General features: G+C 49.4%; 23 protein-coding genes and 1 tRNA gene. 7 read left to right on the forward strand and 17 right to left on the reverse strand.

Annotated features, from left to right (window positions below):
• Positions 1 to 48 precede the first annotated feature (48 nt).
• Positions 49 to 729, forward strand: a complete 681-nt coding sequence (locus tag ACO0LD_RS01660; protein ID WP_423003080.1) for a GNAT family N-acetyltransferase — start codon at positions 49 to 51, stop codon at positions 727 to 729.
• A gap of 20 nt (positions 730 to 749) precedes the next feature.
• Here ACO0LD_RS01660 and ACO0LD_RS01665 read toward each other — a convergent pair whose 3' ends face one another.
• The 8 genes from ACO0LD_RS01665 to ACO0LD_RS01700 form a co-directional block, all read right to left on the reverse strand.
• Positions 750 to 1,694, reverse strand: a complete 945-nt coding sequence (locus ACO0LD_RS01665) for an exopolyphosphatase (RefSeq protein ID WP_423003082.1) — start codon at positions 1,692 to 1,694, stop codon at positions 750 to 752.
• Between the two features lie 393 nt (positions 1,695 to 2,087).
• Entirely contained in the window at positions 2,088 to 3,743 is a 1,656-nt protein-coding gene (locus ACO0LD_RS01670) for a methyl-accepting chemotaxis protein (RefSeq protein ID WP_423003084.1), read from the reverse strand.
• A 905-nt stretch (positions 3,744 to 4,648) separates the two neighbouring features.
• A tRNA-Ser gene (locus ACO0LD_RS01675) sits at positions 4,649 to 4,740 on the reverse strand.
• 93 nt (positions 4,741 to 4,833) lie between these two features.
• Entirely contained in the window at positions 4,834 to 6,084 is a 1,251-nt protein-coding gene (locus tag ACO0LD_RS01680; RefSeq protein ID WP_423003086.1) for an aspartate kinase, read from the reverse strand.
• A gap of 446 nt (positions 6,085 to 6,530) precedes the next feature.
• Positions 6,531 to 7,097, reverse strand: coding sequence for a DUF1415 domain-containing protein (locus tag ACO0LD_RS01685; RefSeq protein ID WP_423003088.1), 567 nt, complete (start codon positions 7,095 to 7,097; stop codon positions 6,531 to 6,533).
• A gap of 138 nt (positions 7,098 to 7,235) precedes the next feature.
• Positions 7,236 to 7,925, reverse strand: a complete 690-nt coding sequence (aqpZ, locus tag ACO0LD_RS01690; protein ID WP_423000622.1) for an aquaporin Z — start codon at positions 7,923 to 7,925, stop codon at positions 7,236 to 7,238.
• Positions 7,926 to 8,205: 280 nt separating this feature from the next.
• Positions 8,206 to 9,792: a malate synthase A gene (gene aceB / locus ACO0LD_RS01695; RefSeq protein ID WP_423003090.1), complete on the reverse strand. Its 1,587-nt coding sequence runs from the start codon at positions 9,790 to 9,792 to the stop codon at positions 8,206 to 8,208.
• Between the two features lie 33 nt (positions 9,793 to 9,825).
• Positions 9,826 to 10,506 carry a haloacid dehalogenase type II gene (locus ACO0LD_RS01700; RefSeq protein ID WP_423003092.1) on the reverse strand — a complete coding sequence of 227 codons (681 nt, stop codon included), beginning with the start codon at positions 10,504 to 10,506 and terminating at the stop codon, positions 9,826 to 9,828.
• A gap of 167 nt (positions 10,507 to 10,673) precedes the next feature.
• Between ACO0LD_RS01700 and ACO0LD_RS01705 the strand changes: the two genes are divergently transcribed.
• Positions 10,674 to 11,579, forward strand: coding sequence for a LysR family transcriptional regulator (locus ACO0LD_RS01705; RefSeq protein WP_110254094.1), 906 nt, complete (start codon positions 10,674 to 10,676; stop codon positions 11,577 to 11,579).
• A 92-nt stretch (positions 11,580 to 11,671) separates the two neighbouring features.
• On the opposite strand, the gene ACO0LD_RS01710 is transcribed toward ACO0LD_RS01705, so the two are convergent.
• The 4 genes from ACO0LD_RS01710 to ACO0LD_RS01725 all read right to left on the reverse strand — a co-directional run bounded on the left by ACO0LD_RS01710 (position 11,672) and on the right by ACO0LD_RS01725 (position 15,433).
• On the reverse strand, positions 11,672 to 13,420 hold the full coding sequence (locus ACO0LD_RS01710) for a methyl-accepting chemotaxis protein (protein ID WP_423003095.1): 1,749 nt from the start codon (positions 13,418 to 13,420) through the stop codon (positions 11,672 to 11,674).
• A 228-nt stretch (positions 13,421 to 13,648) separates the two neighbouring features.
• Complete coding sequence (locus tag ACO0LD_RS01715) at positions 13,649 to 13,852, reverse strand: cold-shock protein (RefSeq protein WP_007878889.1); 204 nt, start codon at positions 13,850 to 13,852, stop codon at positions 13,649 to 13,651.
• 255 nt (positions 13,853 to 14,107) lie between these two features.
• Complete coding sequence (locus ACO0LD_RS01720) at positions 14,108 to 14,893, reverse strand: enoyl-CoA hydratase/isomerase family protein (protein ID WP_423003097.1); 786 nt, start codon at positions 14,891 to 14,893, stop codon at positions 14,108 to 14,110.
• A gap of 60 nt (positions 14,894 to 14,953) precedes the next feature.
• A complete protein-coding gene (locus ACO0LD_RS01725; RefSeq protein ID WP_423003099.1) occupies positions 14,954 to 15,433 on the reverse strand; it encodes a thioesterase family protein in 480 nt (159 codons plus the stop codon).
• A gap of 145 nt (positions 15,434 to 15,578) precedes the next feature.
• Between ACO0LD_RS01725 and ACO0LD_RS01730 the strand changes: the two genes are divergently transcribed.
• The 4 genes from ACO0LD_RS01730 (at position 15,579) to ACO0LD_RS01745 (ending at position 20,508) form a co-directional block, all read left to right on the forward strand.
• A complete protein-coding gene (locus ACO0LD_RS01730) occupies positions 15,579 to 16,781 on the forward strand; it encodes an acetyl-CoA C-acetyltransferase (RefSeq protein ID WP_423003101.1) in 1,203 nt (400 codons plus the stop codon).
• A gap of 21 nt (positions 16,782 to 16,802) precedes the next feature.
• Positions 16,803 to 18,935 (forward strand): 3-hydroxyacyl-CoA dehydrogenase NAD-binding domain-containing protein, encoded by a 2,133-nt coding sequence (locus ACO0LD_RS01735; protein WP_423003103.1) that lies wholly within the window; start codon positions 16,803 to 16,805, stop codon positions 18,933 to 18,935.
• A 278-nt stretch (positions 18,936 to 19,213) separates the two neighbouring features.
• Positions 19,214 to 19,513, forward strand: coding sequence for a hypothetical protein (locus tag ACO0LD_RS01740; protein WP_423003105.1), 300 nt, complete (start codon positions 19,214 to 19,216; stop codon positions 19,511 to 19,513).
• Entirely contained in the window at positions 19,510 to 20,508 is a 999-nt protein-coding gene (locus ACO0LD_RS01745; RefSeq protein ID WP_423003107.1) for a CapA family protein, read from the forward strand. The genes ACO0LD_RS01740 and ACO0LD_RS01745 overlap by 4 nt, the downstream gene beginning before the upstream one ends.
• Here ACO0LD_RS01745 and ACO0LD_RS01750 read toward each other — a convergent pair.
• Positions 20,505 to 20,828, reverse strand: a complete 324-nt coding sequence (locus ACO0LD_RS01750; protein WP_423003109.1) for a 2Fe-2S iron-sulfur cluster-binding protein — start codon at positions 20,826 to 20,828, stop codon at positions 20,505 to 20,507. The two genes, ACO0LD_RS01745 and ACO0LD_RS01750, sit on opposite strands and share 4 nt — an antisense overlap.
• 105 nt (positions 20,829 to 20,933) lie before the next feature.
• On the opposite strand from ACO0LD_RS01750, the gene ACO0LD_RS01755 reads away from it, so the two are divergent.
• Positions 20,934 to 21,272, forward strand: a complete 339-nt coding sequence (locus tag ACO0LD_RS01755; RefSeq protein WP_423003111.1) for a hypothetical protein — start codon at positions 20,934 to 20,936, stop codon at positions 21,270 to 21,272.
• 252 nt (positions 21,273 to 21,524) lie between these two features.
• Here ACO0LD_RS01755 and ACO0LD_RS01760 read toward each other — a convergent pair whose 3' ends face one another.
• The 4 genes from ACO0LD_RS01760 to ACO0LD_RS01775 form a co-directional block, all read right to left on the reverse strand.
• Positions 21,525 to 21,821 (reverse strand): SCP2 sterol-binding domain-containing protein, encoded by a 297-nt coding sequence (locus tag ACO0LD_RS01760; RefSeq protein ID WP_186951940.1) that lies wholly within the window; start codon positions 21,819 to 21,821, stop codon positions 21,525 to 21,527.
• Between the two features lie 98 nt (positions 21,822 to 21,919).
• On the reverse strand, positions 21,920 to 22,573 hold the full coding sequence (locus ACO0LD_RS01765; protein WP_423003113.1) for a class I SAM-dependent methyltransferase: 654 nt from the start codon (positions 22,571 to 22,573) through the stop codon (positions 21,920 to 21,922).
• Positions 22,566 to 23,369 carry an HAD family hydrolase gene (locus tag ACO0LD_RS01770; RefSeq protein ID WP_423003115.1) on the reverse strand — a complete coding sequence of 268 codons (804 nt, stop codon included), beginning with the start codon at positions 23,367 to 23,369 and terminating at the stop codon, positions 22,566 to 22,568. The genes ACO0LD_RS01765 and ACO0LD_RS01770 overlap by 8 nt, the downstream gene beginning before the upstream one ends.
• Positions 23,366 to 24,307 carry a CysB family HTH-type transcriptional regulator gene (locus tag ACO0LD_RS01775; RefSeq protein WP_423003117.1) on the reverse strand — a complete coding sequence of 314 codons (942 nt, stop codon included), beginning with the start codon at positions 24,305 to 24,307 and terminating at the stop codon, positions 23,366 to 23,368. The genes ACO0LD_RS01770 and ACO0LD_RS01775 overlap by 4 nt, the downstream gene beginning before the upstream one ends.
• Positions 24,308 to 24,356: the final 49 nt, after the last annotated feature.

Below are 24,356 nucleotides of genomic sequence, written 5' to 3' on the forward strand. Positions count from 1 at the left end.
AACGGCACAGTAAAATCGCCTATTGTGAAAACCTTAGATGAATAAGCCATGTCGCCAGCTTCACCAGCATTACCATCACCGTCATCAGAAGCTCTATCCAGTATAGCTACGCAGATACAGGCATGCGCCCTGCAAGCAGGCATAGCCGGACGCCTTGCTGACCGGGGCTTGACAGCAGGGCCAGTTTTTCTGAAAGCGCAAAAAATTATCGGTCATAAACTGAGCATGCGTAATGCCGCAGTGGCAGACGCCAGCTATATCGTCGCTTTACGCACTGATGAGCAAAAATCCAGATTCATTTCCTCCACCTCTGCCGATGTAAAACCGCAAGAACAGTGGCTGGAAAAATATACCCAGGATGACAAGCAAATCTACTTCATCATACAAAATATGGAAGGCGAAAATATAGGCACAGTACGTCTGTATGATCAGCAAGCTGATTCATTTTGCTGGGGTTCCTGGATCATACAAGCGGGTTCTGCCAGCAGCAGTTCCATAGAATCTGCTTTAATGGTGTATCACTATGCACTGGCTCTGGGGTTTCAAAGCGCGCATTTTGATGTAAGAAAAGGCAATGAATCCGTCTGGAAATTCCACGAACGCTTTGGTGCAAAAAAAAACGGTGAAACGGCGGAGGATTTTCATTACTCAATCGCAGCCAGCGACATTACCAGTTCCCTGAGCAGGTATGCGAAGTTCCTGCCCAGTGGAATACAAATACAGTTCTGAATCGCAAAGCATTCAGATCGTCAGCCATCCTGATTGATACGGCTGATCAAGGTCGCCAATACTTGTGCTGCCTGCTCATTCCCGACCTGGCAAGTACCTGCATTTTCATGGCCGCCGCCGCCAAACTCCAGCATCAATGGGCCAATATTGGTGTTGGAACTGCGGTTCAAAATCGACTTGCCGGTGGCAAATACGGTATTCTGGTTTTTCAAACCCCAGAGCACGTGGATGGAAATATTAGTTTCCGGGAATAAGGCATAGATCAGGAAACGATTTCCCGCAAAAATCGTCGACTCATTGCGTAAATCAAGTACCACCAGATTCTTATGCACAGTCGCGCAGCGCAGAATTTGCTCCTTGCATTTCTCTTCATGCTCAAAATACAGGTCAACCCTTTCCTTCACGTCCGGGTCTTGCATGATTTCTGTGATGCTCTGTGTCTTGCACAGGTCGATCAATTTCATCATCAGATTGTAGTTTGATATCCTGAAGTCGCGAAAACGCCCAAGGCCAGTGCGGGCATCCATGAGGAAGTTCAGCAAGTCCCATTCTTGGGGATGCAAGACTTCCTGGCGATTGAATTTCGCCGAATCACCCTTGTCTACAGCAGCCATCATGCTATCCCAGGATGCCGGGAAAGCCTTCAAACCGCCGTAATAGTCATACACAACCCGTGCTGCGGAAGGAGCCTCAGGCGCGATGACATGATTTTTTCTGGCACCACCCTCGGCATTGCGCAGGGTTTCAGACAAGTGATGGTCGAAAGCCATATGTATGCCTTCGACAAAGGGTAAATTGGTACTGATGTCAGCGTCACTGACCGCGATCTTGCCATCCTGCATGTCTTTGGGATGCACAAACAGGATGTCATCAATCAGGTCAAGGTGCTTGAGCAAGACTGCACAAACCAGTCCATCGAAGTCACTACGCGTAATCAAACGGAATTTTTTGGCATTTGCAGACATGAATACTCCCCGGTGGGTGGTTTATTCCTGATACAACAAAACTCGTTTTCGAATACTGGAAAATAATTTGATGAAAAATTGATTATTCAATGTAATCACTTTCTTGCAACTTGTCCACCTCGTAAATCATGCTCCATTTACATGACTGGAAAGAACAAACCTCTTACTTACCGATGCTGTCACTGAGATTTGGAGAAAAACGCCATCGCACAGGCTGAAAACATCCGTCTCACCGGGGTTTTCATCGCATCGCACTCAGCAATTTATTTTTGCATTTCGCTATCTTTTGCAGCATTCTTAATTGAAATAATGCTTATGAATCACACAGTTGCTCCAACTCCTTCGTAGTATTGGAGGCATTTAACTTTGTCCGCCCGGCGCGTATCAAGGAAGTTAGTTTGCGGACAAGCGCTTGGCTGCACTATCATTAGCAAATTTCCCCCTTGCCGTGTTCGCCGTCCCGAGGTGTTGAGTAGTGTTACTTTGTTGACCAAATTCAGCCTGTTGCCCTGGCATCCTGAAAATGCTAACTACTCGTGCCAGAACGTGTGTCTGCTCTGCCAGAGAGCCTGCTGCTGCGGCTGCCTCTTCAACGAGTGCGGCGTTTTTTTGTGTCGTTTCATCCATGTGCGTTACTGCAAGGTTTATCTGTTCAATACCCGTGGTTTGCTCTTTGCTTGCAAGGGTAATTTCGCCCATGATCTTGGTCACATTTTGGATGCTTGACACGACTGACTCCATGGTGGACCCAGCCTGATTGACCAGACGGGAACCTATCTCTACCTGCTCGACCGAATCATTAATTAAAGTTTTAATTTCCTTGGCTGCCGCTGCAGACCGTTGCGCCAGGTTGCGCACTTCACTGGCGACGACGGCAAAACCTCTGCCCTGTTCACCAGCACGTGCAGCTTCAACTGCAGCATTCAATGCGAGGATATTGGTCTGAAAAGCAATGCCATCGATCACGCCAATAATATCGACAATTTTTTTCGATGATGCATCAATTGACCCCATCGTGCTCACCACTTCGGTAACAACTGCGCCACCTTTGATGGCGACCTGAGAAGCAGAAATTGCCAAATCATTGGCTTGCCGCGCACTATCTGCATTATGTTTCACCGTGGATGTCAATTCCTCCATGGATGAAGCAGTTTCTTCCAGCGAACCAGCCTGCTGCTCTGTTCGTGAGGACAAATCCAGGTTGCCAGATGCGATTTCACCCGTGGCCGTTGCAATCGTATCAGTTCCATTGCGAACCTTGCCGACAATGTCGATCAGGTTGTCGTTCATTTCTTTTAGCGCCTGCATGAGCTGACCAGTCTCATCCGTAGAGTTGACTTGAATGTCACTTGTCAAATCCCCTTTGGCGACTGTCTTGGCAACACCAACAGCGATTGCCAGAGGTGTTGTAATAGAACGCGTGCTGAACCAGGCAATACCAGCACCAAAAACAAAAGCTAAACTTGTGATGATGATCATCATGGTCAGTGCTGAGTGATACGCCTTGGTTGCCAATTCCTCGTCGTTTTGATTCTTCTTTTCTTGCAGATCAATGAATTCTTGAATCGCATCTTGCCACTTCGCATTGGCAGGCCCCGCTACTTTTAGCAAAAATATCGTGGCTTCGTCTTTGTTGGTCTTGGCCATGTCAGCAAACTTGTCATTGAGCGCCCTGGCTGCAACTTGATCTTCTTTTATTTTTGCAACAAAAGCCTTCCCGGCTGCATCCAGCGGCATTTTCTCAAGCAAGCCAAACGCCGTGTTGTAGTGAGCCCGCGCTTCATCAATTTTCTTGTGTTCGGTGTTTGCCATCGTTTCGTCTGAAAGCAAAGCGATCGTGCGTATCACCCGCGAAACAATATGTACAGATTTCGACATGTCTTCAAGTACTTCAATCTTTTTTACATTGACAGTCACAACATGATGCAAGGCCTCATTGGATAGTGCCATCCCGTGCACACCAAGATAGGCGACTCCGAGAAGCAATATCAATATCAGGGCAAAACCAGATGCAAGTCTGGTGCCTATGCGTAAATTTGTGAGTCTCATATGTTCTCCGAAGGCATTTGGATGAATGCTGGATCAGCGCAAATCTCCATCAAGATCAATAGAATATCTATGCGATACAGACCGATGCTGGACTGCCAAAATAACAATTGATACCGACGACTAAAGCTGCTTCCAAAGATTGAGGTGTGGCGCTCAGCAATTTGAGGATTCGATTTAACAGCCTCGAAGAAAATAATGTGGCTTCCCCGTGATATGTCTGTCACTTATGCAAATCCAGGGAATATTTGCCTGATGATTTGCATGATAATTCGACTGAAATACACGCTGGTTTTTCTCAACATCACTGCCATGGCTATTTTGATGGTTTTTTGGAGAAACATCAAAAATATTATTCATTGCATCCTTAGTCATCGTAGACCAGCTTGTCAACTACATCCACTTTTTCCAATTCAAATGACAGCTTAACTTCGCCGCACTGGCAAAGTTTGCAACTTTTAAAATTGATCCTGTCTTCTCGCCAACACAAGCTCAGCTGGCCAAATCAATGCCAATGGCTGGGGCCTGGACTTAGCTCGAGGACGTAGTGATAAGGTGGTTAAGCGCAGCCAGGAGACTGAGGATCACAGGATTTGCCAAGACAGGATGCAGCCAAATTACACAAATTCATGCCGCCGGAAGCATTGCTACTCCGCAAGTTGCAGAATGGACTGCTAAACATTTATTGACTTGGTTCGTAGAGAACCTGCTTCAGTGGATAGCATGTTTTATGAAAAATTCAATTTCACCTGCAAATCAGTGCAAAGCTTTGCACCACCTTACATTTTTGGAGATTACATATTGCAGCAAAACCCGGCAGCAAAACCCTCTTCTTTATGCATAAAAAGCGAAGCTGGCAGGACAAAAAGAAAAAGCCCCTGGTTACCCAGGGGCTTTTTCAGTATTGCTGGCGGAGATGGTGAGATTCGAACTCACGATTCAGGTTACCCCAAATGCTTCCTTAGCAGGGAAGTGCCTTCGGCCACTCGGCCACATCTCCACACTCTTACAACCGCTAAAAACTCAGCTGTAATTGAGACCGTGATAATAGCTGTTTGTGTGACTTTGGTCAACAGCCATACCAGAAAAAATTTTAAGCGCTTTCCAGGCCGAATGCTTTATGCAGGGCGCGTACAGCCAGCTCCATGTATTTTTCATCAATCAGAACCGAGATTTTGATTTCAGAAGTGGAGATCATCTGGATATTGATGCCCTCTTCCGACAGGGTGCGGAACATCTGGGAAGCAATACCAACATGGCTGCGCATGCCTACGCCAACGACAGATACCTTGGAGACCTTGGAGTCACCCACGATGCTGCCAGCACCGATATGTGCCTTGACGCTGGTTTCCAGCACGTCCATGGCCTTGGTGTATTCGCCACGTGGAACGGTAAAGGTGAAGTCAGTCTTGCCTTCGACAGACTGGTTCTGGATGATCATATCGACTTCGATATTGGCATCCGCAACCGGGCCCAGGATTTGATAGGCAATGCCTGGCCTGTCTGGTACACCCAGGACGGTGATTTTTGCTTCATCACGGTTAAACGCGATGCCGGTGATGGTAGCTTGTTCCATGTGTGTATCTTCCTCGAACGAAATCAGGGTGCCGGAATTCGCTTCTTCTTCCAGCGGTATTAATGGGTCAGTCAGTGATGACAAAACGCGGGTAGGCATGCGGTAGTTACCGGCAAATTCGACGGAGCGGATTTGCAGGACTTTAGAACCCAGCGAAGCCATTTCCAGCATTTCTTCAAAAGTAACTGTTTTCAGGCGACGGGCATCAGATACCACGCGCGGATCGGTCGTATAGACACCATCGACGTCAGTATAAATCAGACATTCTTGCGCCTTGAGAGCTGCAGCAACTGCCACAGCAGAAGTGTCAGAACCACCGCGACCCAGGGTCGTGATATTTCCCAGTTCATCCACCCCCTGGAAGCCGGTAATGATGACGATCTTGCCCGCATCAAGATCAGCCTTGACCTTGGTTTCATCAATCGAGGCTATCCTGGCCTTGGTGTGGGCAGAATCCGTCTTGATGGCAACTTGCCAGCCAGCATAAGAAACTGCCTGCTTGCCTATCGCTTGCAGGGCAATAGCCAGCAAACCGACAGAGACTTGTTCGCCGGTGGAGGCGATCATGTCTAGTTCACGGGGATCAGGCTGGGCAGAAATTTCTTTTGCCAGGCCGATGATACGATTTGTTTCACCAGACATTGCTGAAGGCACCACGACTATCTGGTGACCGGCATCATGCCATTTGGCGACGCGCTTGGCGACGTTCTTGATGCGTTCTGTCGAACCCATCGAAGTACCGCCGTATTTGTGGACGATTAAAGCCATAGATATAGAAACTGAGATAGAAGACTAAAGGGTGAAAAATGCGGAAAATCAACCTCTTACTGTACATGTTGCTCTGCAAAATAACAAGGCACTTGTCAGCAGAAAATCAGAAGAAACACTTGCTCAGTAATTGCCAAAAGCAAATTTTCTACAGAAGCGTGGTTATTAAAGCATGGGATTTGCAAGAAAACGGGAATTGACTGCTTTAGCCTGGCCCAGAAATTCGAGATGGATTTTCCGGGCAGATGTGAATGATTGAGACAATCACATGGAATATTATGGCTTTTCTCTTTTTAATCAATGACTTAAATTAATATACCCCTACCAGTATATTGATTTTATATGGTTTTGAATAATATTCGTCAGTGCGTAGATTGCAAATTACTTATTTGCATATCGATATAAGAATTCGATTGATCCTCATTCAGCGGACGGGCTTGAATTACTTACTTTTTAGCGTAGCTGGAAAACAGGCGACGCCAGCCTTCATGACCCAGTTCGCGCATGGTTTCCATATTCTTTTCATAGATTTGCTCTGCTTCAGGGAAAGCTTCAACTGCCTTGTCTATACTTTCTTCACGCAGCAGATGCAAGGTCGGGTATGGTGAGCGATTGGTATAGTTTTCTATATCGTCTTGCTCGGTACCGGCAAACTGATAATCGGGGTGGAAGCTGGCAACCTGCAAGATGCCATCCAGTTCCATTTCTTCCAACATGCCATCGGCGACATCCAGGAAATCATTGAAATCGAGAAAATCATTCAATGCGAGAGGATGAATCAGCAAAGTGGTTTCTATCTTCTCTGGATTGGCTTCGGCCAGCAATTCGAGTTCGCGCTCCAGGTCTTCCAGCAAGGCTTCTGGTGTCTTCGCTTCACTGACGACATAGCGCACCTGCTGCTTGACCTGCACGGCTTTGGCAAATGGGCACAGATTCAAACCGATGACGGCTTTGTCCAGCCAGGTTGCGGTCGCTGATATTACATCTTCGGTATTAATGAGATTGCTGGGCATGATGAACATAAAAAGAGTGAAGGTCCGAGAATACCATGTCAGATTTGCAGATGCATGACACCCGACAACTTTTGCATGATATTTTGCGGACCTTCAAAGGAATTATGTGAGGCGCAAAGCCTCATATCCTCCTTCTATTTACTTGGCCTCGCCAGCAATCGCCTTGTAGCTGACAGCACCCAATACAGCACCAACGATAGGGGCAACCCAGAACAGCCACAATTGCTGCAAAGCCCAGCCACCAACATAGATGGCCACACCAGTACTACGCGCCGGATTGACCGAGGTATTGGTGACAGGGATGCTGATCAGATGTATCAGTGTCAAACCCAGGCCAATAGCGATAGGCGCAAAACCTTGTGGTGCGCGGCTATCTGTTGCGCCAAGGATGATGACCAGGAACATCATGGTCATGACCACTTCAGTCACCAGTGCAGCCACCATCGAATAACCACCAGGTGAATGCTCGGCAAAACCATTGGAAGCAAAACCGCCAGACACATCAAAACCTGCCTTGCCACTGGCGATCAGGTACAAGACACCACCGGCAACGATGCCACCCAAGACCTGGGCAACAATGTAAGGCAGTAATTTGTTGGCTGGAAAGCGTCCACCTGCCCACAGGCCGATAGAGACGGCGGGGTTAAGGTGGCAACCAGAGATATGACCTATGGCATAGGCCATGGTCAGTACCGTCAAACCAAAAGCCAGTGACACACCGTGCAAGCCTATGCCCACACCAGGGAAAGCAGCCGCCAGCACCGCACTGCCGCAGCCGCCTAGCACCAGCCAGAATGTTCCCAAAAATTCAGCTCCATATTGTTTCATTTTTTCACTCACTTTTCTAAGGTATGGGGTTGCCCGGATTTGCTGTGCAAGGGACCACAAATCGCGCCAGCACAGTGGCAACAATATAACAAACTTATATTGCCTTATTGTTAAAATGTGTGATGTATTGCTATTTTTTTCCTGAATGAGCTAATGAATTAAACATGTTTTTCAAAAAATCTGGATGACACTCACAAAAGGCAATAAAAAAGCGAACACCTAAGTATTCGCTTTTCTGGCTGCCTGCAGCCTTGTTGGGGGCTGCAATGCTGCTACAACATCAGATTTCTTCGTATAAAGGCAAGGTCAGGAATTCAGCAAAGTCTTCAGAAGTCGACATCTCTTCAAAAATTTGCGCGGCACGGTCATAAGTTGGTCCTGTACCAGCCACTTCTTTGACCTTGGCCAATTCTTCCGGGATCATGGCGCGGACCATGTCGGCAGTGACCTTGCGGCCATCTTCCAGATTGCCCTTGGCAGAGCGTATCCATTGCCAGACTTGTGAGCGGCTGATTTCTGCCGTTGCGGCATCTTCCATGAGGTTATGGATAGGCACGCAACCATTGCCTGCCAGCCATGCACCGAGGTAATGAATACCGACGTTGATGTTGTAACGCAGGCCGGCTTCAGTGATCGGTGTTTCTGGCTGGAAGTTCAGCAAGTCCTTGGCGCTGACTTCGATATCAGGACGCTGTTTGGAAATCTGGTTAGGTGCATCGCCCAATACTTTCTTGAACTCTGTCATCGCCAATTCTACCAAGCCTGGGTGAGCTACCCAGCCGCCATCGTAACCATCAGTGGCATCACGAGCTTTGTCAGTGCGCACACCGCCCATGGCGATATCGTTTTTCTCAGGATCGTTCTTGATAGGAATCAGTGCTGCCATACCGCCTATCGCTGGCGCATTACGTTTGTGGCAAGTTTTCAGCAACAGCAAAGCATAAGAACGCATGAAAGGCGCAGTCATGGTGACCTTTGCACGGTCTGCCAGGCAGAAGTCTTTGTCGTTCTTGAATTTTTTGATGCAAGAGAAAATATAATCCCAGCGACCGGCATTCAGGCCTGAGCTATGCTCACGCAACTCATACAAAATCTCATCCATCTCAAAAGCTGCAACAATGGTTTCGATCAGGACTGTCGCCTTGATGGTGCCTTGTGCCAGGCCGATTTCATTTTGTGCCATGACAAAGATATCGTTCCACAGGCGTGCTTCCAGATGCGATTCCATCTTCGGCAAATAGAAGTAAGGGCCAGCGCCGCGTGCCAGTTGCTCTTTGGCGTTATGGAACAGGAACAGGGCAAAATCAAAGATACCGCCGGAGATACGCTTGCCATCGACCAGCACATGTTTTTCATCCAGATGCCAGCCACGTGGGCGCACGACCAGGGTGGCGATCTTGTCGTTCAGTTTGTATGACTTGCCGTTTTGTTCAAGGCTGATAGTGCGGCGCACGGCGTCGCGCATATTGATCTGGCCAGTGATCTGGTTATCCCAATTTGGTGTATTGGAATCTTCAAAGTCCGTCATGTAGCTGTCAGCGCCAGAGTTGAAGGCGTTGATGACCATCTTGCGTTCTACCGGTCCGGTGATCTCTACGCGGCGGCATTCCAGCGCTTTGGGGATAGGCGCGATCTTCCAGTCACCTTCACGGATATGCAGGGTTTCTGGCAAGAAGTCTGGTGTCTCACCGGCATCCAGGCGCTTGGCACGCTCGACACGGGCGGCCAATAATTCTTGGCGGCGTGGCTCGAAAGCACGGCTCAGTTTGGCAACCAGGGCAAGGGCTTCTGGCGTCAGAATCTCGGCAAAGCCTGGCTTGATTTCGCCGCTGATTTGCATGCCTTCAGGTAAAGTCAGTTGTGTCATTGTAGTCTCCAGAAAAAATGAATTAAAACGAAATCAGTTGCGATGTTTTGCTATAAAAGGAATCAGGTCTTGCAGCGTGCGTCCTACACCATGCGGCGTGACGCCCAGTTGTTCCAGCGGCGCATTTTGCCGGTTGACCCAGAAAGTGGTGTAACCAAACCAGGTGGCGCAGCAGGCATCCCAGCAATTGCTGGATACGAACAGGATATTCTTGGCGGGCACACCAAATACATCAGGTGCCATTTGATAGGCTTCAGGTGCGGTCTTGAATTTCTTGACGACTTCTACCGATAGCAAATGGCTGAATATGCCCTGCATGCCGGCCGCATCGACAGCGGACTGTAGCATGTGCAGATTACCGTTCGATAAAATCGACATTTTCATGTCTTGTGCCTGCAAGGCTTGCAACACCGCCAGATTTTCAGGGAAAGCTTTCAGCCTTGCATACTGACCCATGAGGCTATTTTGCGCATCCAGCGTCAATTCCAGACCCAGCTTCTGGCAGCAAAATATCAATGCGTCCTGAGTTACCTCCCAGAATGGTTTGTACATGCTGCACATGGTGCGCAAGCGGGTGTATTCAATCTGTTTGTCGCGCCAGAGTTCAGCCAATGCTCGCCCCTGACCAGGAAACAGCTTGTCTGCCTGTTCACTGATGGAATACACATCGAACAAGGTACCGTAGGCGTCAAAAGCGATGGCGGAGATGGTCATGGTTTTCTTTAATGCCCGAACAATGTGCAGGTAGCTGTAAATGTAGAAAATTGAATAGCAATCATCATGAAAACAGTATATTCAATATAAAATACTATAATCATCGAATTTCATCACTACATCTTTTCATTTTAGTTGCAAATGAAAACTTAAAGAGCTTAGCCTTCATGGATCAATTCAAACAAATTTCTACTTTTGCTGAAGTGGCAACACGCGGCAGCCTGTCGGCAGCAGCAAGAGCTGAAGGCGTGGCCCCGGCCATGATAGGTCGCCGTCTTGATGCGCTCGAAGAACGCCTGGGCGTCAAGCTTTTGCAACGCACTACCCGCAAACTGGCACTGACCAATGAGGGCGAAGCCTTCCTCGAAGATTGCCAGCGCATATTGGCTGACCTGGAGGCAGCCGAAGGTGCGGTGTCAGAACGTAGCGCCCGCGCCAGCGGTACGCTGACTATTTCAGCCCCGGCAGGTTTTGGCCGTCAACATGTGGCACCACTGATGCCCTCCTTTTTGAGCGAACACCGCGATGTGAAACTGACGCTGAGTCTGAATGACCGCGTGGTGGACTTGATCGGTGAAGGCATAGACGTGGCGATACGCATCGCCGCCTTGACCGATTCCAACCTGATAGGCGTCAAGCTGGCAGACAACAAACGCGTGGTAGTCGCGTCGCCTGCCTATATCAAGCGCCATGGCACACCGCAAACCCTGGATGAACTCAGCAAACACAATTGCCTGGCTTTCAGTGCCGATGGCAGCCAGCGTGGCTGGACTTTTCGCCAGAACGGCAAGAATGTCACGCTGAAGGTGGAAGGGAATATGGTTTGCAATGACGGTGAAGTCTTGCATGACTGGGCGCTGTCAGGTAAAGGTCTGGCCTGGCGGTCCATGTGGGAAGTGGGGGCTGAAATTGAAACCGGCAAGCTGATTACTGTGCTGGATGAATTCAATGCGCCCGGCAATGACATCTATGCGATATTTGCCCAGCGTCGTCACCTGCCCTTGCGCATACGTGCCTTTATCGATTTTTTGCGTCATGCCTATAGCCAGCCGAATTACTGGAAAAAATCCTGAGCAGGATTCTTTTGAAGTATTCTGAATTTTTTTGAGTCGCTGCTCCACACCAAAGTCATGCATCTGATGCGGAGAGAAATCACTGCACGCTTTTAAAACTCTTCCCAGTCATCCTGTGCAGCTGACGGGGCTGGTTTGGTCGTCTTTTTCGGTGCTGCCGAGGCCGTAGCAGGCAGGGATTTGACTGTCGCACGTTTGGCTACAGGGTTTTCTCTGATCACTGCTTTTGCTGGCGATACCACAGGCGCTTTGCTGTGGTTGTTAGCACCACTGTTGCCGCCACTGTTGCTACCATCGTTGGCATCAATCTTGAAGATGCTGACAGCGTTATTCAAATTATTCGCCTGATCCCGCATGCTGCTGGCAGCAGCGGCGGCTTGCTCTACCAGAGCCGCATTTTGTTGAGTTGCCTCATCCATCTTGCCTATCGCCATACTGACCTGGTTGATACCATCTCTTTGCTCGGCACTGGCAGCAGTGATTTCTGCCATGATGTCAGCCACACTTTTGATAGAGACGACAATCTCGTCCATAGTCTTGCCAGCATCATCAACCAGGCGTGAACCAACTTCAACTTTATCGACAGAACTGCTGATGAGCTCCTTGATTTCTTTCGCCGCATTGGCAGATCGCTGCGCCAGGTTGCGCACTTCAGTCGCCACGACAGCAAAGCCACGCCCCTGTTCACCTGCACGCGCAGCTTCTACAGCCGCATTCAAGGCCAGGATATTGGTCTGGAAGGCGATGCCATCAATGACGCCAATAATATCGACAATCTTTTTCGAGCTTTCCTTGATCGATGACATGGTATGCACCACATCACCAACCACCTGACCACCTTTGCTGGCGACTTCAGATGCGTTCGATGCCAGGGTATTGGCCTGTCGTGCATTGTCAGCATTCTGTTGCACGGTCGAAGTCAGTTCCTCCATGGAAGAGGCAGTTTCCTCCAGGCTGGCAGCTTGCTGCTCGGTACGGCTGGACAAGTCCATATTGCCAGTGGCAATTTCTTCAGACGAGATAGCAATAGATCCGCTAGAATTTCGCACCATGGTGACAGTTTGCATCAGGCTTTGGCGCATGTTTTCGAGAGCGGAGACCAGTTGCCCCATCTCATCCCGCGAGGTAGGTTTGAGTTGCTGGGTCAAATCACCATTGCCTATCGCTTCAAACTGGGTTATCGCCTGCTTCAAGGGATGGGAGATGGCTGCCAGTAAAAAGTAAGCCGAAATAAATACAGCGACCAGTCCACCAATCACACCCAGTATGTCTACCCACAAGAAGGTAGTAAAAGCACTCTCGCTTTCTTTAAGCGAACTGGCGGCACCAGCAAATTGATATTCACTGAGCTTGGCCATTTTCTCAGAATAAGCGCTAAAGGCAGGCGGTACCAACTTCATGTTGATGTTGTCGGCTTCTTCCTTATTGCCAGCTTTGATGGCGTTATACATCGGCAAGTGCGCATCTTTAATGTACTTGTCACGTAAGGCAGCAGCTTCGTCAGAAATCTTTTTTTCTTCAGCATCTTGCGGCAAGGCCAGGTATTTTTTCCAGTATGTTTCAGATTGATTAAAAAAATCTTCTGAACGCTTGATGGTCTCGGCATTATCCGGGAATTCGGGATGAGCAATTGCTCTGTCGAGAGCAGTACGGGCCCGCAGCATAAAGACCCGGGATTGCCCCATTGCCTCTACCGAAGGTAATTGATTGCTAAATATTTCCTTGATGACGGCATTGCTGTTCCTGACGCCATAAACCCCCATCAATCCACCAATGACCAACATGATTGCCATGAAAGCCATTGCACCTATCAGTCTTAACCTGATTGTCAGATTGAACATCTTATTTTCCCCTTGTAACGTTCCTGGCAAATGTGGAACAAGAATACAAAAATTCTTAATGAGAGTCTTGATCAGGGACAACTTTAGTCTAACTGCTGCAAATTAAGTATAAATAAGTTTGCAAGTATCCGGGGAGAAAAGTTTTGTGCTAGCGCAAAAAAAAATCCCCGATAAATCGGGGATTTTTTAGCGCAAATCTAGTGCAATACTAGACTAACAAAGAAGCAATTAGATTGCTTGGATGTTAGAAGCTTGCTTGCCTTTAGGGCCTGTAGTTACTTCAAAAGAAACACGTTGGTTTTCTTTCAAAGATTTGAAGCCGTTAGATTGGATAGCGGAGAAATGAGCAAACAGATCTTCACCGCCTTCATCTGGAGTGATGAAGCCGAAACCTTTTGAATCATTGAACCATTTAACAATACCTGTTGCCATTACAATTTCCTATTTCAGTTAATGTGGGCATATGCCCGATAGATCGTTTCAACCAAGTAAGAAATGACAGACTGATACTGCACTACCACTTTGAATCTCAACGACTGAACGATTATACGCAGAATTTCAGGGAAAAGTAAAATAAAACACTACACACTCGATTTATCTTGCAGTTTCAGAGGGGAAAACCGGTTTTTAGACACAAAATTCGTCACAAACCTGTCATATATCCCTGTAATTGCCCAAAAATAGCGTTTAGTTAAGCTTGCAGCCAAAATGAGCTGTGCGCTTATCCAGGAAGGCGGATACCCCTTCGGCAAAGTCTGGCGTCATGGTGACTGAGGCAAAAGCCTCGATTTCGTCATTGACTTGTTGTTCCAGCGAAGTCGCATCTGACTGATAAACCAGGCGCTTCATCCTGGCATAGCTTTCTTGCGGACCGCGCAAGAGGCGCATTGCCAGCTTCTCTGTGACATCTTTCAATTGCTCAGGCGGTACGACAAGATTAATCAAGCCAAACGCCAGGGCTTCATCGGCATCAAAATTTTCTGAAAACAATAGCCATTCGAGTGCCTTGCGGTTACCCACAAGGCGCGGCAGGAACCAGGTATTACCTACATCCGGGCTGGCACCTATCTTGGCATAGGCCATATTAAAACGCGTGCCCTTGGCTGCCACCACCAGGTCAGCTGCATTCATGGTGCCCATGCTGCCACCGGCAACCGCACCATGGACAGAGGCAATGACTATCGCAGGCAGTTGATGCAAGCGCAATATTGCCTGGTTCAGTTCTGCGCCTATTTCACGTATGGCTTCGGGGGATGCGGGATCACCGGGCTTGAAGCTGGCAATGTCGCCACCCGCCCCAAATACCTTGCCTTCGGCACGGATAATGACGACGCGTATGCTGTGGTCTTCTGCCAGCAACTCGGTCAACTGGTTCAGGGCGCGTATCTCTGCTGCACCCATGACATTCATGCAGTTTGGATTATCAAAGATGATGGTGGCCAGTCCATTGGCTTTTTCCAGACGTATGCTCATGCTGCTCCCCCTTGTTGTAGTTTGTATCTACTATCCTAGTACAAGTAGGCAGAAAGGCAATCAGGCTCTGCCGTGAAGCATGAAAGCGGCTGCACCTGTCGCAATTCTGTCACCTTTTTCATTACGCAAATCCATCAAGACATTGGCGACACGCTTGCCCAGCCGGGTGACTTCAGCAGTAGCAACAAAATGCTTGCCGCGTCCTGGTTGCAAATAATCGATGCGCAAGTCTATGGTGCTCATCTTGCCAAATTCCTTAATCTGCGAGATCACATCATCTTGCGGGCTTTGCTGCGCCATTTTGAGCAAAATGGCAAAACCTGCCACGCTATCCAGTACGGAAGCAATCACGCCGCCATGCAGCATGCCCTGGGCAAAATTGCCTAGCAACTCGTCCCGCATGCCTATGCTGAGACGCGGTGCATCCGGGTCAAAGCTGTCCAGCTTCATGCCGAGCAAATGGCAAAATGGGATTTTTTCCTCTATCACCATTTTGAGCATGCCTTGAAATTCGGGGTTGTTAATGATGTTTTGTGTCATTGCGTGTTTTCCTCATATCCTGTGGTCAAATCAGCCACACAGCATTTAATCAAGCATTTGCTTTATTAATTGTATCATCATACACTTGAGCATCAATAAAGCCACATATCCCCTCATACAGAAACAGCCAGACTGGAGAACACAAATGACCGAAGCCTATCTTTTTGATGCGCCCCGCACGCCGCGTGGCAAGGGCAAGAAAGATGGTTCACTGCATAGTGTCAAACCCATCTCCTTGCTGTCTGGCCTGATGCAGGATATGCAGCAACGCCTGTCGCTCGATACCGCGCTAATCGATGATGTCGTGCTGGGTTGTGTCACCCCCATCGGTGACCAGGGTGCAGACATCGCCAAGACTGCAGCGCTGGCTGCAGGCTGGGATTGGCAAGTGGCAGGCGTGCAACTGAACCGCTTTTGCGCATCCGGCCTCGAAGCAGTCAACCTGGCCGCTCAAAAAGTACGTTCAGGCTGGGAAGACCTGGTCGTCGCTGGCGGTGTTGAATCGATGTCACGCGTGACCATGGGTTCAGATGGTGGTGCCTGGGCAGCCGACCCGCAAACCAGCATGCAAACCGACTTTTTGCCGCAAGGCATAGGGGCAGACCTGATCGCCACGCTGGAAGGATTCAGCCGTGAAGATGTCGATGCCTTTGCCTTGCGCTCACAAGAAAAAGCCACAGCGGCACGGGCTGCTGGCCGCTTCAAATCCCTGCGCCCTGTGCGTGACATGAATGGCCTGGTGATACTGGCTGAAGATGAATTCATCAAACCACAATCCAGTATGGCAGCACTGGCCTCGCTCAAGGCTTCATTTGAAATGCCGGGCAAGATGGGTTTTGACAGTGTTGCCATACGCAAGTATCCACACATTGAACGGATAAATCATGTACATACTGCCGGCAACTCTTCCGGCATCGTTGACGGGGCTGCCCTCGCCCTGATAGGCACAGAGGCCATGGGCAAGCGCCTGGGCCTGAACCCGCGTGCACGCATCGTCGCCACAGCAGTCACGGGCACTGATCCTACCATCATGCTGACCGGCCCCGGCCCGGCGACTTTGAAAGCCTTGAGCAAAGCTGGCCTGCGCATAGAAGATATCGATCTGTTTGAAGTCAATGAAGCCTTTTCGGCTGTCGTCATGAAGTTCATGAAAGATCTCAAGGTGCCAGAAGAAAAAGTGAATGTGAATGGCGGCTCGATTGCACTCGGCCACCCGCTGGGGGCAACCGGCTGCATGTTGCTGGGTAACCTGATTGATGAGCTGGAAGCACGTCAGTTAAAGCGCGGCCTCATCACCCTGTGTGTTGGTGGTGGCATGGGCATTGCCACCATCATAGAGCGCGTATAAAGAGCGAGAGAGCAAAACATCATGATCAATTACAGCAAAGACGAACATCAGATAGTCACCCTCTGCATAGATATGCCAGGCTTGTCAGTGAATACCATGAACGCGGCATTTCGCGATGCACTGGCATCGGCCGTAGCCAGGCTGGAAGAAGAAAAAGAGCAAGTCAGCGGCGTCATCCTGACATCTGGCAAGGAGAGTTTTTTTGCTGGTGGCGACTTGCGCGAACTCATCAGCATACAAGACGCCAAAACCTGCCTGGAGATGGTAGAGAAAAACAAGGCGGTATTGCGTCGCCTGGAAAAACTGGGTAAGCCTGTAGTTGCCGCCATCAATGGCAGTGCCCTTGGTGGTGGCCTGGAGCTGGCGCTGGCCTGCCATTACCGAGTCGCACTGGATAATGCCAAAGCAAAAATTGGCTTCCCTGAAGTGACGTTGGGATTATTGCCCGGTGCGGGCGGCGTGGTACGTACAGTACGTATGCTGGGCTTGCAGGAAGCCATGCCCTACCTGCTGGAAGGCAAGCAGGTTTCCCCGGCTGCCGCAGTCAAGGCAGGCCTGGTGCATGCGCTTGCCAGTAGCCGCGAAGACATGTTGCAGCAGGCGCGCGCCTGGATACTGGCCAAGCAACAGGCACAACAACCATGGGATGATGCAGCCTATAAACTGCCGGGTGGCGCACCCAATTCACCCAAATTACTACCGATGATCATGGTGGCACCTGCCATGTTGCGCGAAAAAACACGCGCCAATTATCCTGCCCCCGAAGCCATACTGGCAGCCATGGTAGAAGGTGCACAAGTTGATTTTGATAATGCCCTGAAAATTGAAGGCCGTTACTTCACCCATCTGGCAACCAGCCAGGTCGCCAAGAACATGATAGGCACTTTGTTCTTCCAGATGCAGGAAATCAGCTCAGGCAAAAGCCGCCCGCGAGACATCGCAAAATCCAAAGTCAACAAACTCGGTGTGATAGGCGCAGGCATGATGGGCGCTGGTATAGCCGCAGTCAGTGCAGCACGCGGCATACATACGGTATTGAAAGAGCAGACACTGGAGAAAGCTGAGCAAGGCAAAACCACTATTGCCAACAGCCTGCATAAAAAAGTGGGGCAAGGTCGCTTGTCTGCAGAAAAGGCAACGAGCCAGTTGGAATTGATACAGCCTACGGCAAACGCCAGTGATTTTTCTGCATGTGATCTCATCATCGAAGCCGTCTTTGAAAACCGTGAACTCAAGGCTACGGTCAGCAGCGAAGCAGAACACATGCTGGCAGCAGATGGCATCATGGCCAGCAATACCTCTACCCTGCCGATCAGTGGCCTGGCAAAAGCGGTGAGCAATCCTGAACGCTTCATAGGCATACACTTCTTTTCGCCTGTCGATAAAATGCAGTTGGTAGAAATCATCAAGGGAAAACAAACCAGTGAGACAACACTGGCACGCGCCTATGACTATGTACTGCAGATAGGCAAGACACCCATCGTCGTCAATGACTCTCGCGGCTTTTTCACCAGCCGGGTGTTTGCCAGTTTTGTCAACGAGGGCCTGAGCATGCTGGCCGAAGGATTGCCAGCAGCACTCATAGAAAATGCGGCGCTCTCAGTTGGCATGCCGGTTGGCCCGCTGGCAGTGCAGGATGAAGTGTCGCTGAGTCTGTCGCGCCATGTCGCCGCGCAAACCAAGGCCGATCTGGAAGCAGAAGGCAAGAGCTGGCAAGCCACGGCATCCGCTGCCATCATCAATACCATGCTTGATCAGCATGAGCGTGCAGGCAAAGCAGCCGGTGCGGGCTTTTATGAATATCCCACAGATGGTGGCAAGAAATATCTGTGGCCAGAATTGGCTGACTTGTTTGGCAAAGCTGGATACAGCCTGCCCTATGCCGACATGCAAGACAGGTTTTTATACATGCAGGCGATAGAAACCCTGCGCTGCCTGGATGAAGGTGTACTGGAATCGACCCGCGACGCCAACATAGGATCAATTTTTGGCATAGGCTTCCCGTCCTGGACTGGTGGTGCTGTGCAATTCGTCAATCATGTGGGTGCGCAGCGATTTGCTGAAAGAGCTGCTGAGCTGCAAGCCAGTTATGGTGAGCGTTTTGCCTTGCCAGCAAATTACCTGGGGTTTGCAGCATACAGCAAACAATATTAGGAAATCTACATGCCGTAGCAGCATAGAGAAGTGATTGCTGCGGCATACAAAAAAGACAAAATCTATACTTCCCTGCACTTACGAATCCTGTGATAATCACCGCTCGACTAATTAAGGGCGGCAAAGCTATGTGGTCAGTTGAAAGATGCTTGAGAAGTGCAGAGATAAAGAAAAGCTACACCAGGTTTTTTGTATTCAGCAGTCTTTTACTGATAGGCAGCCAACTACCATGTGCTGCCAAGCCCTTATTGCGCTGCTATGTAAGTTATGCTAGCAGCATGCAGACTATAGAGAGCCAGATCGTGCAAGACCCCTATGATGTGAAGACCACCGATATAGGTGAGCGCTTTACATTCAAGGCTGTCATGGTGGGCAAGGCGCAGCAGATAGACTATATCAAGCTGTACGCCTATTTCCAGACCCGCCGCAGCGATGTCCCGGTGCATCAGGCGACTTACCGCCCTCCCTTCAAAGTCACGGCTAAAGAAAGCGCTCTGACGCCACAGAATTCTGTGTACGCCGGTGATGTTGAACGTGAGTTGCAATACCGTTGCACACTGCAAGAGGTGCAGCAATGAAAACACTCAAACAAACTTTGATTCATTGCTTGGCCACCTGTGCCTTGTCTATGATAGCTACTGGTACAGCCCTGGCGCAAGACGATAGCGTCAGCATACTGTTTGCTGGTGACGTGGTTTTGGATGGCAAACCTGGCAAGATGATCGCTGAGGGTAAAGACCCGTTTTTTGCCTTTGCCACATTATTCAAGAACGCTGACATCCGCGTCGTCAACCTGGAATGCGTAGTCGCCACGACAGGCGAAGCGGCCGACAAAAATTTTACCTTCCGTGCCCATCCACGTACCTTGGCCACACTCAGGCAGCATGTCGATGCAGTGTCGATTGCGAATAATCACTCCGGTGATTTTGGCCGCGCAGCATTCCAGGAGATGCTGGGCTTGCTGGACCAGCAGCAAATCAAGCGCTTCGGTGGTGGCAATAATCTGCGTGAAGCGCATACGCCGCTGATCCTGGAAAAGAAAGGCTTGCGCATTGCCTTGCTGGGCTATAACGAATACATGCCACGCAGTTTTGAAGCGGAAGCACAGGCAGCAGGTGTGGCATGGAGTGAAGACGAACAGGTAGCACTGGATATACGCAAGGCACGTCAGCAATACCATGCCGACCTGGTGATCCCATTCATGCACTGGGGCTGGGAAAATGACAAACTCGCCGTCGACAGGCAGCGTCAGTTAGCCAGGGTCATGATAGATGCGGGTGCTGACGCCGTCATAGGCGGCCATCCCCATGTGATACAGGATGTAGAACATTACAAGGGAAAACCTGTCATTTACAGCCTGGGTAATTTTGTCATGGATGAACTCGACAATGAACCGCAAACACGCGGCTGGGTAATACGCCTGCAACTGGATAAAAAAGGCGTGAAGGCCTGGGACACCCGTTTGGCCAAGATAGATAATGATGGTGTGCCCCATCCTGTACCGAAAGCCAGCACCGCCTGCTGGAACCGTAAGGATGGGCAGCTTAAGCAATGCAGTAATGCGAGTGATTAAGTCTTTTCCAGGACATTCACTGCTGCTGGCACATCCAGCACCACATCAGAGCAGGCCTGGGCAACACAGGGCAAAATCCAGCCCTCCTGCTTTTCTTCCAGACTCAGGCCGGGCCAGTCTATCTGGTACTTGATTTCCCCGGCCAGCATCTTGCACATACAGGTGCGGCAGGTACCGTTACGGCATGAATTGGGAATACGTATGCCTTCCAGCAAAGCTGCCTCCAGCAGGCTTAGCTCATCAATGACAGCACAAGTCCAGCCTTGAGCTTGCAAGGTCAGCTTCCATGCATTATTCCCTAACACATCCTGCTTACTCATTTTTTCTCGCTATCGTCCTTGTCTTCATGCCCGAATTTTACTAGATTGAAAGTCTGCCCTCCTGTTGACTGTCAGCAGCGGCAGAAGTCACTCCAGGAGCTAAACATGATGACAGCCAGTGCACATCTACTTTCCCAACAGCAAGATAGTTATTCAGAAAGGCGTAATGCCCGCGCACCAGATTTTACCCTGATGCAGCTTGATCCCCGCGACGTCATAGAAGGAGTAATGTTAGAAGAAGGTTTTCAATCCGAGGATGCGCCCTCGGCAGGTAATATGCGTGAGCATTGTCCCCATTGCAGCGGCGTACAACTGCAACTGATACTGCGCTATAAATTCGTCAAGCGTTCCCACCTGTTTTGCAGCAGTTGCACACGCTGCTATGACGCCCTGTACCCAGACGGTACTTCGGCATTGGCTTTGAGTGCGATGTCGCTGGTTTAAGGAAATACCTTGAGGAAAGCAACATAGCAAATCCAAAATGAAAACGGCATTTCCTCGCCATCGTTAAAGGAAATGCCGCTTTATTAGAACCTGATTACAATCTTACTGCGCATGCGTGATCGGGACTCATGTGCTGCTCAAAATGCTCATGTACTGCAGTACATTCCGCTTTTTGCGCTGCTCTTCACCCCGCTGACGCACGCTCGCTACAGATCGTAAACAGGTTCTTAGAGCTAGATTGTCAGACCAGATTTACACCACAGTCTGCAAGCGCATGGCAACGCTCATGTCGCCAGTTACCTTGAGTTTGCCCATCATGAAGCCATTCATGGGATTCAATTGGCCAGTCAGCAAGGCTGCCAGGTTTTCCAAGGAAATCGTGATCGTGCAACCAGCTTCATTATTTTCATTGCTGACTGTGTTTGGTGTCACCAGCGCATCGACGAATACAACGCCTTCATCACCGCAATCAAATTTCAGAGTGGCATTCAAACCACTATCGTCACCAACTTTAGCGCGTATCGCTTCTGTGCAAGCTTGCAGATCCATGAATTACTCCAGAAAAAATTTAAACGACTTGCAATGTATCACGGCAGGCTTTCGAGGGACAATACTAGAAAGTCCTCCTAAGCTCACTTCCTCAACATCTACTTCAATACGCAAGTCAGCATCCAGTAGTAAGTATTCCTGAAAATACGGATATCACGCACTGCAGGACCAAACTTTTTGCGCAGTGCACTATCTGTAGGAAAATTCTTGAGTATCTCTACCCTGCTGCCATCTTCCTGCTTGCGTAACTGGAAGGTATTACCTTCGAGATCAGTGCGGGCAATCACCGTGCTGCTGCCTTCGACATAATTATTATCGATCAGGACCAGCGTAGTGCCTTTACCTGTCACCTTGCTCAGATGCCCCAGCAGACTGGTTTGATCGTCACGCATGACATGCGACCAGAAAAATCCGGCGAAGCAAGTCGTGTACTGGTCTGCCGTTGCTGCTGGCAAATCATGCAAGTCAGCCAGACTAAACTGGACTTTGCCTTCTGGATAAGATTTAGTTTGCGCCACATCCAGCATGGGCTGGCAATAGTCAGTTGCCACGACGCTCGTTGCCACAGGGGCAAAACGCTCGGTCCAGTAGCCTGTGCCGCAGGCAACTTCCAGCACACGCTGGTCTTTCAATACTTCCAGCACTTTGCCCTGGATTTCACGCAAATCTTGCTGGCGTTCAGGTTTTTGATAGACCTTTTCCAGGGTCTGGGCACGTTGCGCATAGTATTCGCGCATTTTATTTTCACTCATTTTTATCTTTCAACAGAAAATCAACCAGCTCTACAAATCCCTCGCCGTATTCAGCGTTGCAGACATAGGCCGGGTGGGCTTCAAATCTGTCCAGGTATTTGTAGATATTTGCCACCCCAACCGAGAGCGGATAATGGGCAAACATGCTGGCATCATTGGCAGAATCACCAATAAATACATAAGTCGTTTTTGCAACTTCATCGCCGATGCCAAATACTTCACGCAACACACGCTGGCTCATGCTTTGCTTGCTGAAGGGTGCAACTGAGGCATGCGCATGGATGCTGCTGGTGGTGGCATACAAACCATGTTCACGTATCAGGGCCACGACTTCATTCAATTGTGACAGCGGTATCGCAGGAATATTTTCCGCAATATCAAAAGCCAGATCACCTATGCGTTGTGCTGCATCAGCTGCGGGTAATACGTCCGGAAAATGCTTGCGCATGATGTCAGCAAAATCCAGCAAGCGCTGCCTGTGTTGCAGCCTGGTTTCAGCATCGGCATAATATATGGCTTGTTGCCTGCCCTCTGCATCAATCCAGAAAGCACTTGCGCCGTTTTCAGCAATGATGGCATCAAAATCACATAGCCTTAATAAGGGCAAAGTCCAGTAGGTGGGCCGCCCTGTTACAGCGATGCGCTGCAGACCTGCAGTTTTTGCACGGCCCAGAGCAGCCAGAGCATCCACTGTCAGCTTGCCATGGCTGCTGAAGGTATCATCAATATCCGTCAATATGCCGCGTACCTGCCTGCGTTGCTCTGCTGGCCAGCTACTCAGTGCCCGCATGCTCATAAATCGTAAGTATCCTTATTGCCCTGCATGACATTGTCTATCATTTTACGGTTCAGGGTAGGATTCAGTAACTCAATAAAGGTATAGATATAGCTGCGCAGATAAGCTCCCTGCTTGATCGCGACCCGCGAAATATTCATGCCAAACAATTGGCCTACTGGTATGGCGCGCAAATTCTTGTCGCGCTCGGCATCAAAGGCCATGCCGGCAATAATACCCACTCCCATGCCCAGTTCTACATAAGTCTTGATAACGTCGGCATCGATAGCTTCGAGCAAGATATCCGGCTTCAGATTCCGTATCTGGAAGGCATGGTCTATCTTGCTGCGGCCAGCAAAGGCTGCATCATAGGTAATCAATGAGTAATTGGCAATTTCTTCCAGGCTGACATTCTTCAACTTCAATAAGGGATGTTCAACTGGTACAACAACGACATGCTCCCATTGATAACATGGCAAAGAGATCAAGCCATCAAAGCCTGCAATAGCTTCGGTCGCAATCGCAATATCTGCCTGGTCACGCATGACCATTTCAGCAATTTGTTTTGGGTTACCCTGCAACAGGGATAAACGCACCTTGGGGTATTTTTGCATGAAGGCCTGTACCACCTTGGGCAATGCATAGCGCGCCTGGGTGTGGGTAGTGGCAATGGTGAAGCTGCCACTGTCCTGTGCCGCGAATTCCTTGCCTATGCGTTTAAGCCCGTCAATTTCTTGCATAATCAGTTCAACTGACTTCAACACCGCCCTACCCGGCTCAGTGAGGCCACGTATGCGTTTGCCATGGCGGGTAAAAATATCGACGCCCAACTCCTCTTCAAGCTCAATAATTGCCTTGGAAACACCGGGTTGCGATGTAAATAAGGCCTTGGCAGCCTCAGTCAGATTAAAATTCTGTCTTACAGCTTCGCGTACAAAGCGCAATTGATGTAGGTTCATGGGTAGTTTTTTTGTAAAGGCGAGGATAATCTCGTAGAACCTGTTTGCG

It is taken from the genome of Undibacterium sp. Ji83W (assembly GCF_049340385.1).
In the GTDB taxonomy this organism is placed as follows: domain Bacteria; phylum Pseudomonadota; class Gammaproteobacteria; order Burkholderiales; family Burkholderiaceae_D; genus Undibacterium.

Excerpts from the sequence above, each read along its gene's own strand:
- ACO0LD_RS01660 (WP_423003080.1), top strand. The coding sequence starts at position 49 with ATGTCGCCAGCTTCACCAGCATTACCATCACCGTCATCAGAAGCTCTA.
- ACO0LD_RS01665 (WP_423003082.1), bottom strand. The coding sequence starts at position 1,694 with ATGTCTGCAAATGCCAAAAAATTCCGTTTGATTACGCGTAGTGACTTC.
- ACO0LD_RS01670 (WP_423003084.1), bottom strand. The coding sequence starts at position 3,743 with ATGAGACTCACAAATTTACGCATAGGCACCAGACTTGCATCTGGTTTT.
- ACO0LD_RS01680 (WP_423003086.1), bottom strand. The coding sequence starts at position 6,084 with ATGGCTTTAATCGTCCACAAATACGGCGGTACTTCGATGGGTTCGACA.
- ACO0LD_RS01685 (WP_423003088.1), bottom strand. The coding sequence starts at position 7,097 with ATGCCCAGCAATCTCATTAATACCGAAGATGTAATATCAGCGACCGCA.
- aqpZ (WP_423000622.1), bottom strand. The coding sequence starts at position 7,925 with ATGAAACAATATGGAGCTGAATTTTTGGGAACATTCTGGCTGGTGCTA.
- aceB (WP_423003090.1), bottom strand. The coding sequence starts at position 9,792 with ATGACACAACTGACTTTACCTGAAGGCATGCAAATCAGCGGCGAAATC.
- ACO0LD_RS01700 (WP_423003092.1), bottom strand. The coding sequence starts at position 10,506 with ATGACCATCTCCGCCATCGCTTTTGACGCCTACGGTACCTTGTTCGAT.
- ACO0LD_RS01705 (WP_110254094.1), top strand. The coding sequence starts at position 10,674 with ATGGATCAATTCAAACAAATTTCTACTTTTGCTGAAGTGGCAACACGC.
- ACO0LD_RS01710 (WP_423003095.1), bottom strand. The coding sequence starts at position 13,420 with ATGTTCAATCTGACAATCAGGTTAAGACTGATAGGTGCAATGGCTTTC.
- ACO0LD_RS01715 (WP_007878889.1), bottom strand. The coding sequence starts at position 13,852 with ATGGCAACAGGTATTGTTAAATGGTTCAATGATTCAAAAGGTTTCGGC.
- ACO0LD_RS01720 (WP_423003097.1), bottom strand. The coding sequence starts at position 14,893 with ATGAGCATACGTCTGGAAAAAGCCAATGGACTGGCCACCATCATCTTT.
- ACO0LD_RS01725 (WP_423003099.1), bottom strand. The coding sequence starts at position 15,433 with ATGACACAAAACATCATTAACAACCCCGAATTTCAAGGCATGCTCAAA.
- ACO0LD_RS01730 (WP_423003101.1), top strand. The coding sequence starts at position 15,579 with ATGACCGAAGCCTATCTTTTTGATGCGCCCCGCACGCCGCGTGGCAAG.
- ACO0LD_RS01735 (WP_423003103.1), top strand. The coding sequence starts at position 16,803 with ATGATCAATTACAGCAAAGACGAACATCAGATAGTCACCCTCTGCATA.
- ACO0LD_RS01740 (WP_423003105.1), top strand. The coding sequence starts at position 19,214 with ATGCAGACTATAGAGAGCCAGATCGTGCAAGACCCCTATGATGTGAAG.
- ACO0LD_RS01745 (WP_423003107.1), top strand. The coding sequence starts at position 19,510 with ATGAAAACACTCAAACAAACTTTGATTCATTGCTTGGCCACCTGTGCC.
- ACO0LD_RS01750 (WP_423003109.1), bottom strand. The coding sequence starts at position 20,828 with ATGAGTAAGCAGGATGTGTTAGGGAATAATGCATGGAAGCTGACCTTG.
- ACO0LD_RS01755 (WP_423003111.1), top strand. The coding sequence starts at position 20,934 with ATGATGACAGCCAGTGCACATCTACTTTCCCAACAGCAAGATAGTTAT.
- ACO0LD_RS01760 (WP_186951940.1), bottom strand. The coding sequence starts at position 21,821 with ATGGATCTGCAAGCTTGCACAGAAGCGATACGCGCTAAAGTTGGTGAC.
- ACO0LD_RS01765 (WP_423003113.1), bottom strand. The coding sequence starts at position 22,573 with ATGAGTGAAAATAAAATGCGCGAATACTATGCGCAACGTGCCCAGACC.
- ACO0LD_RS01770 (WP_423003115.1), bottom strand. The coding sequence starts at position 23,369 with ATGAGCATGCGGGCACTGAGTAGCTGGCCAGCAGAGCAACGCAGGCAG.
- ACO0LD_RS01775 (WP_423003117.1), bottom strand. The coding sequence starts at position 24,307 with ATGAACCTACATCAATTGCGCTTTGTACGCGAAGCTGTAAGACAGAAT.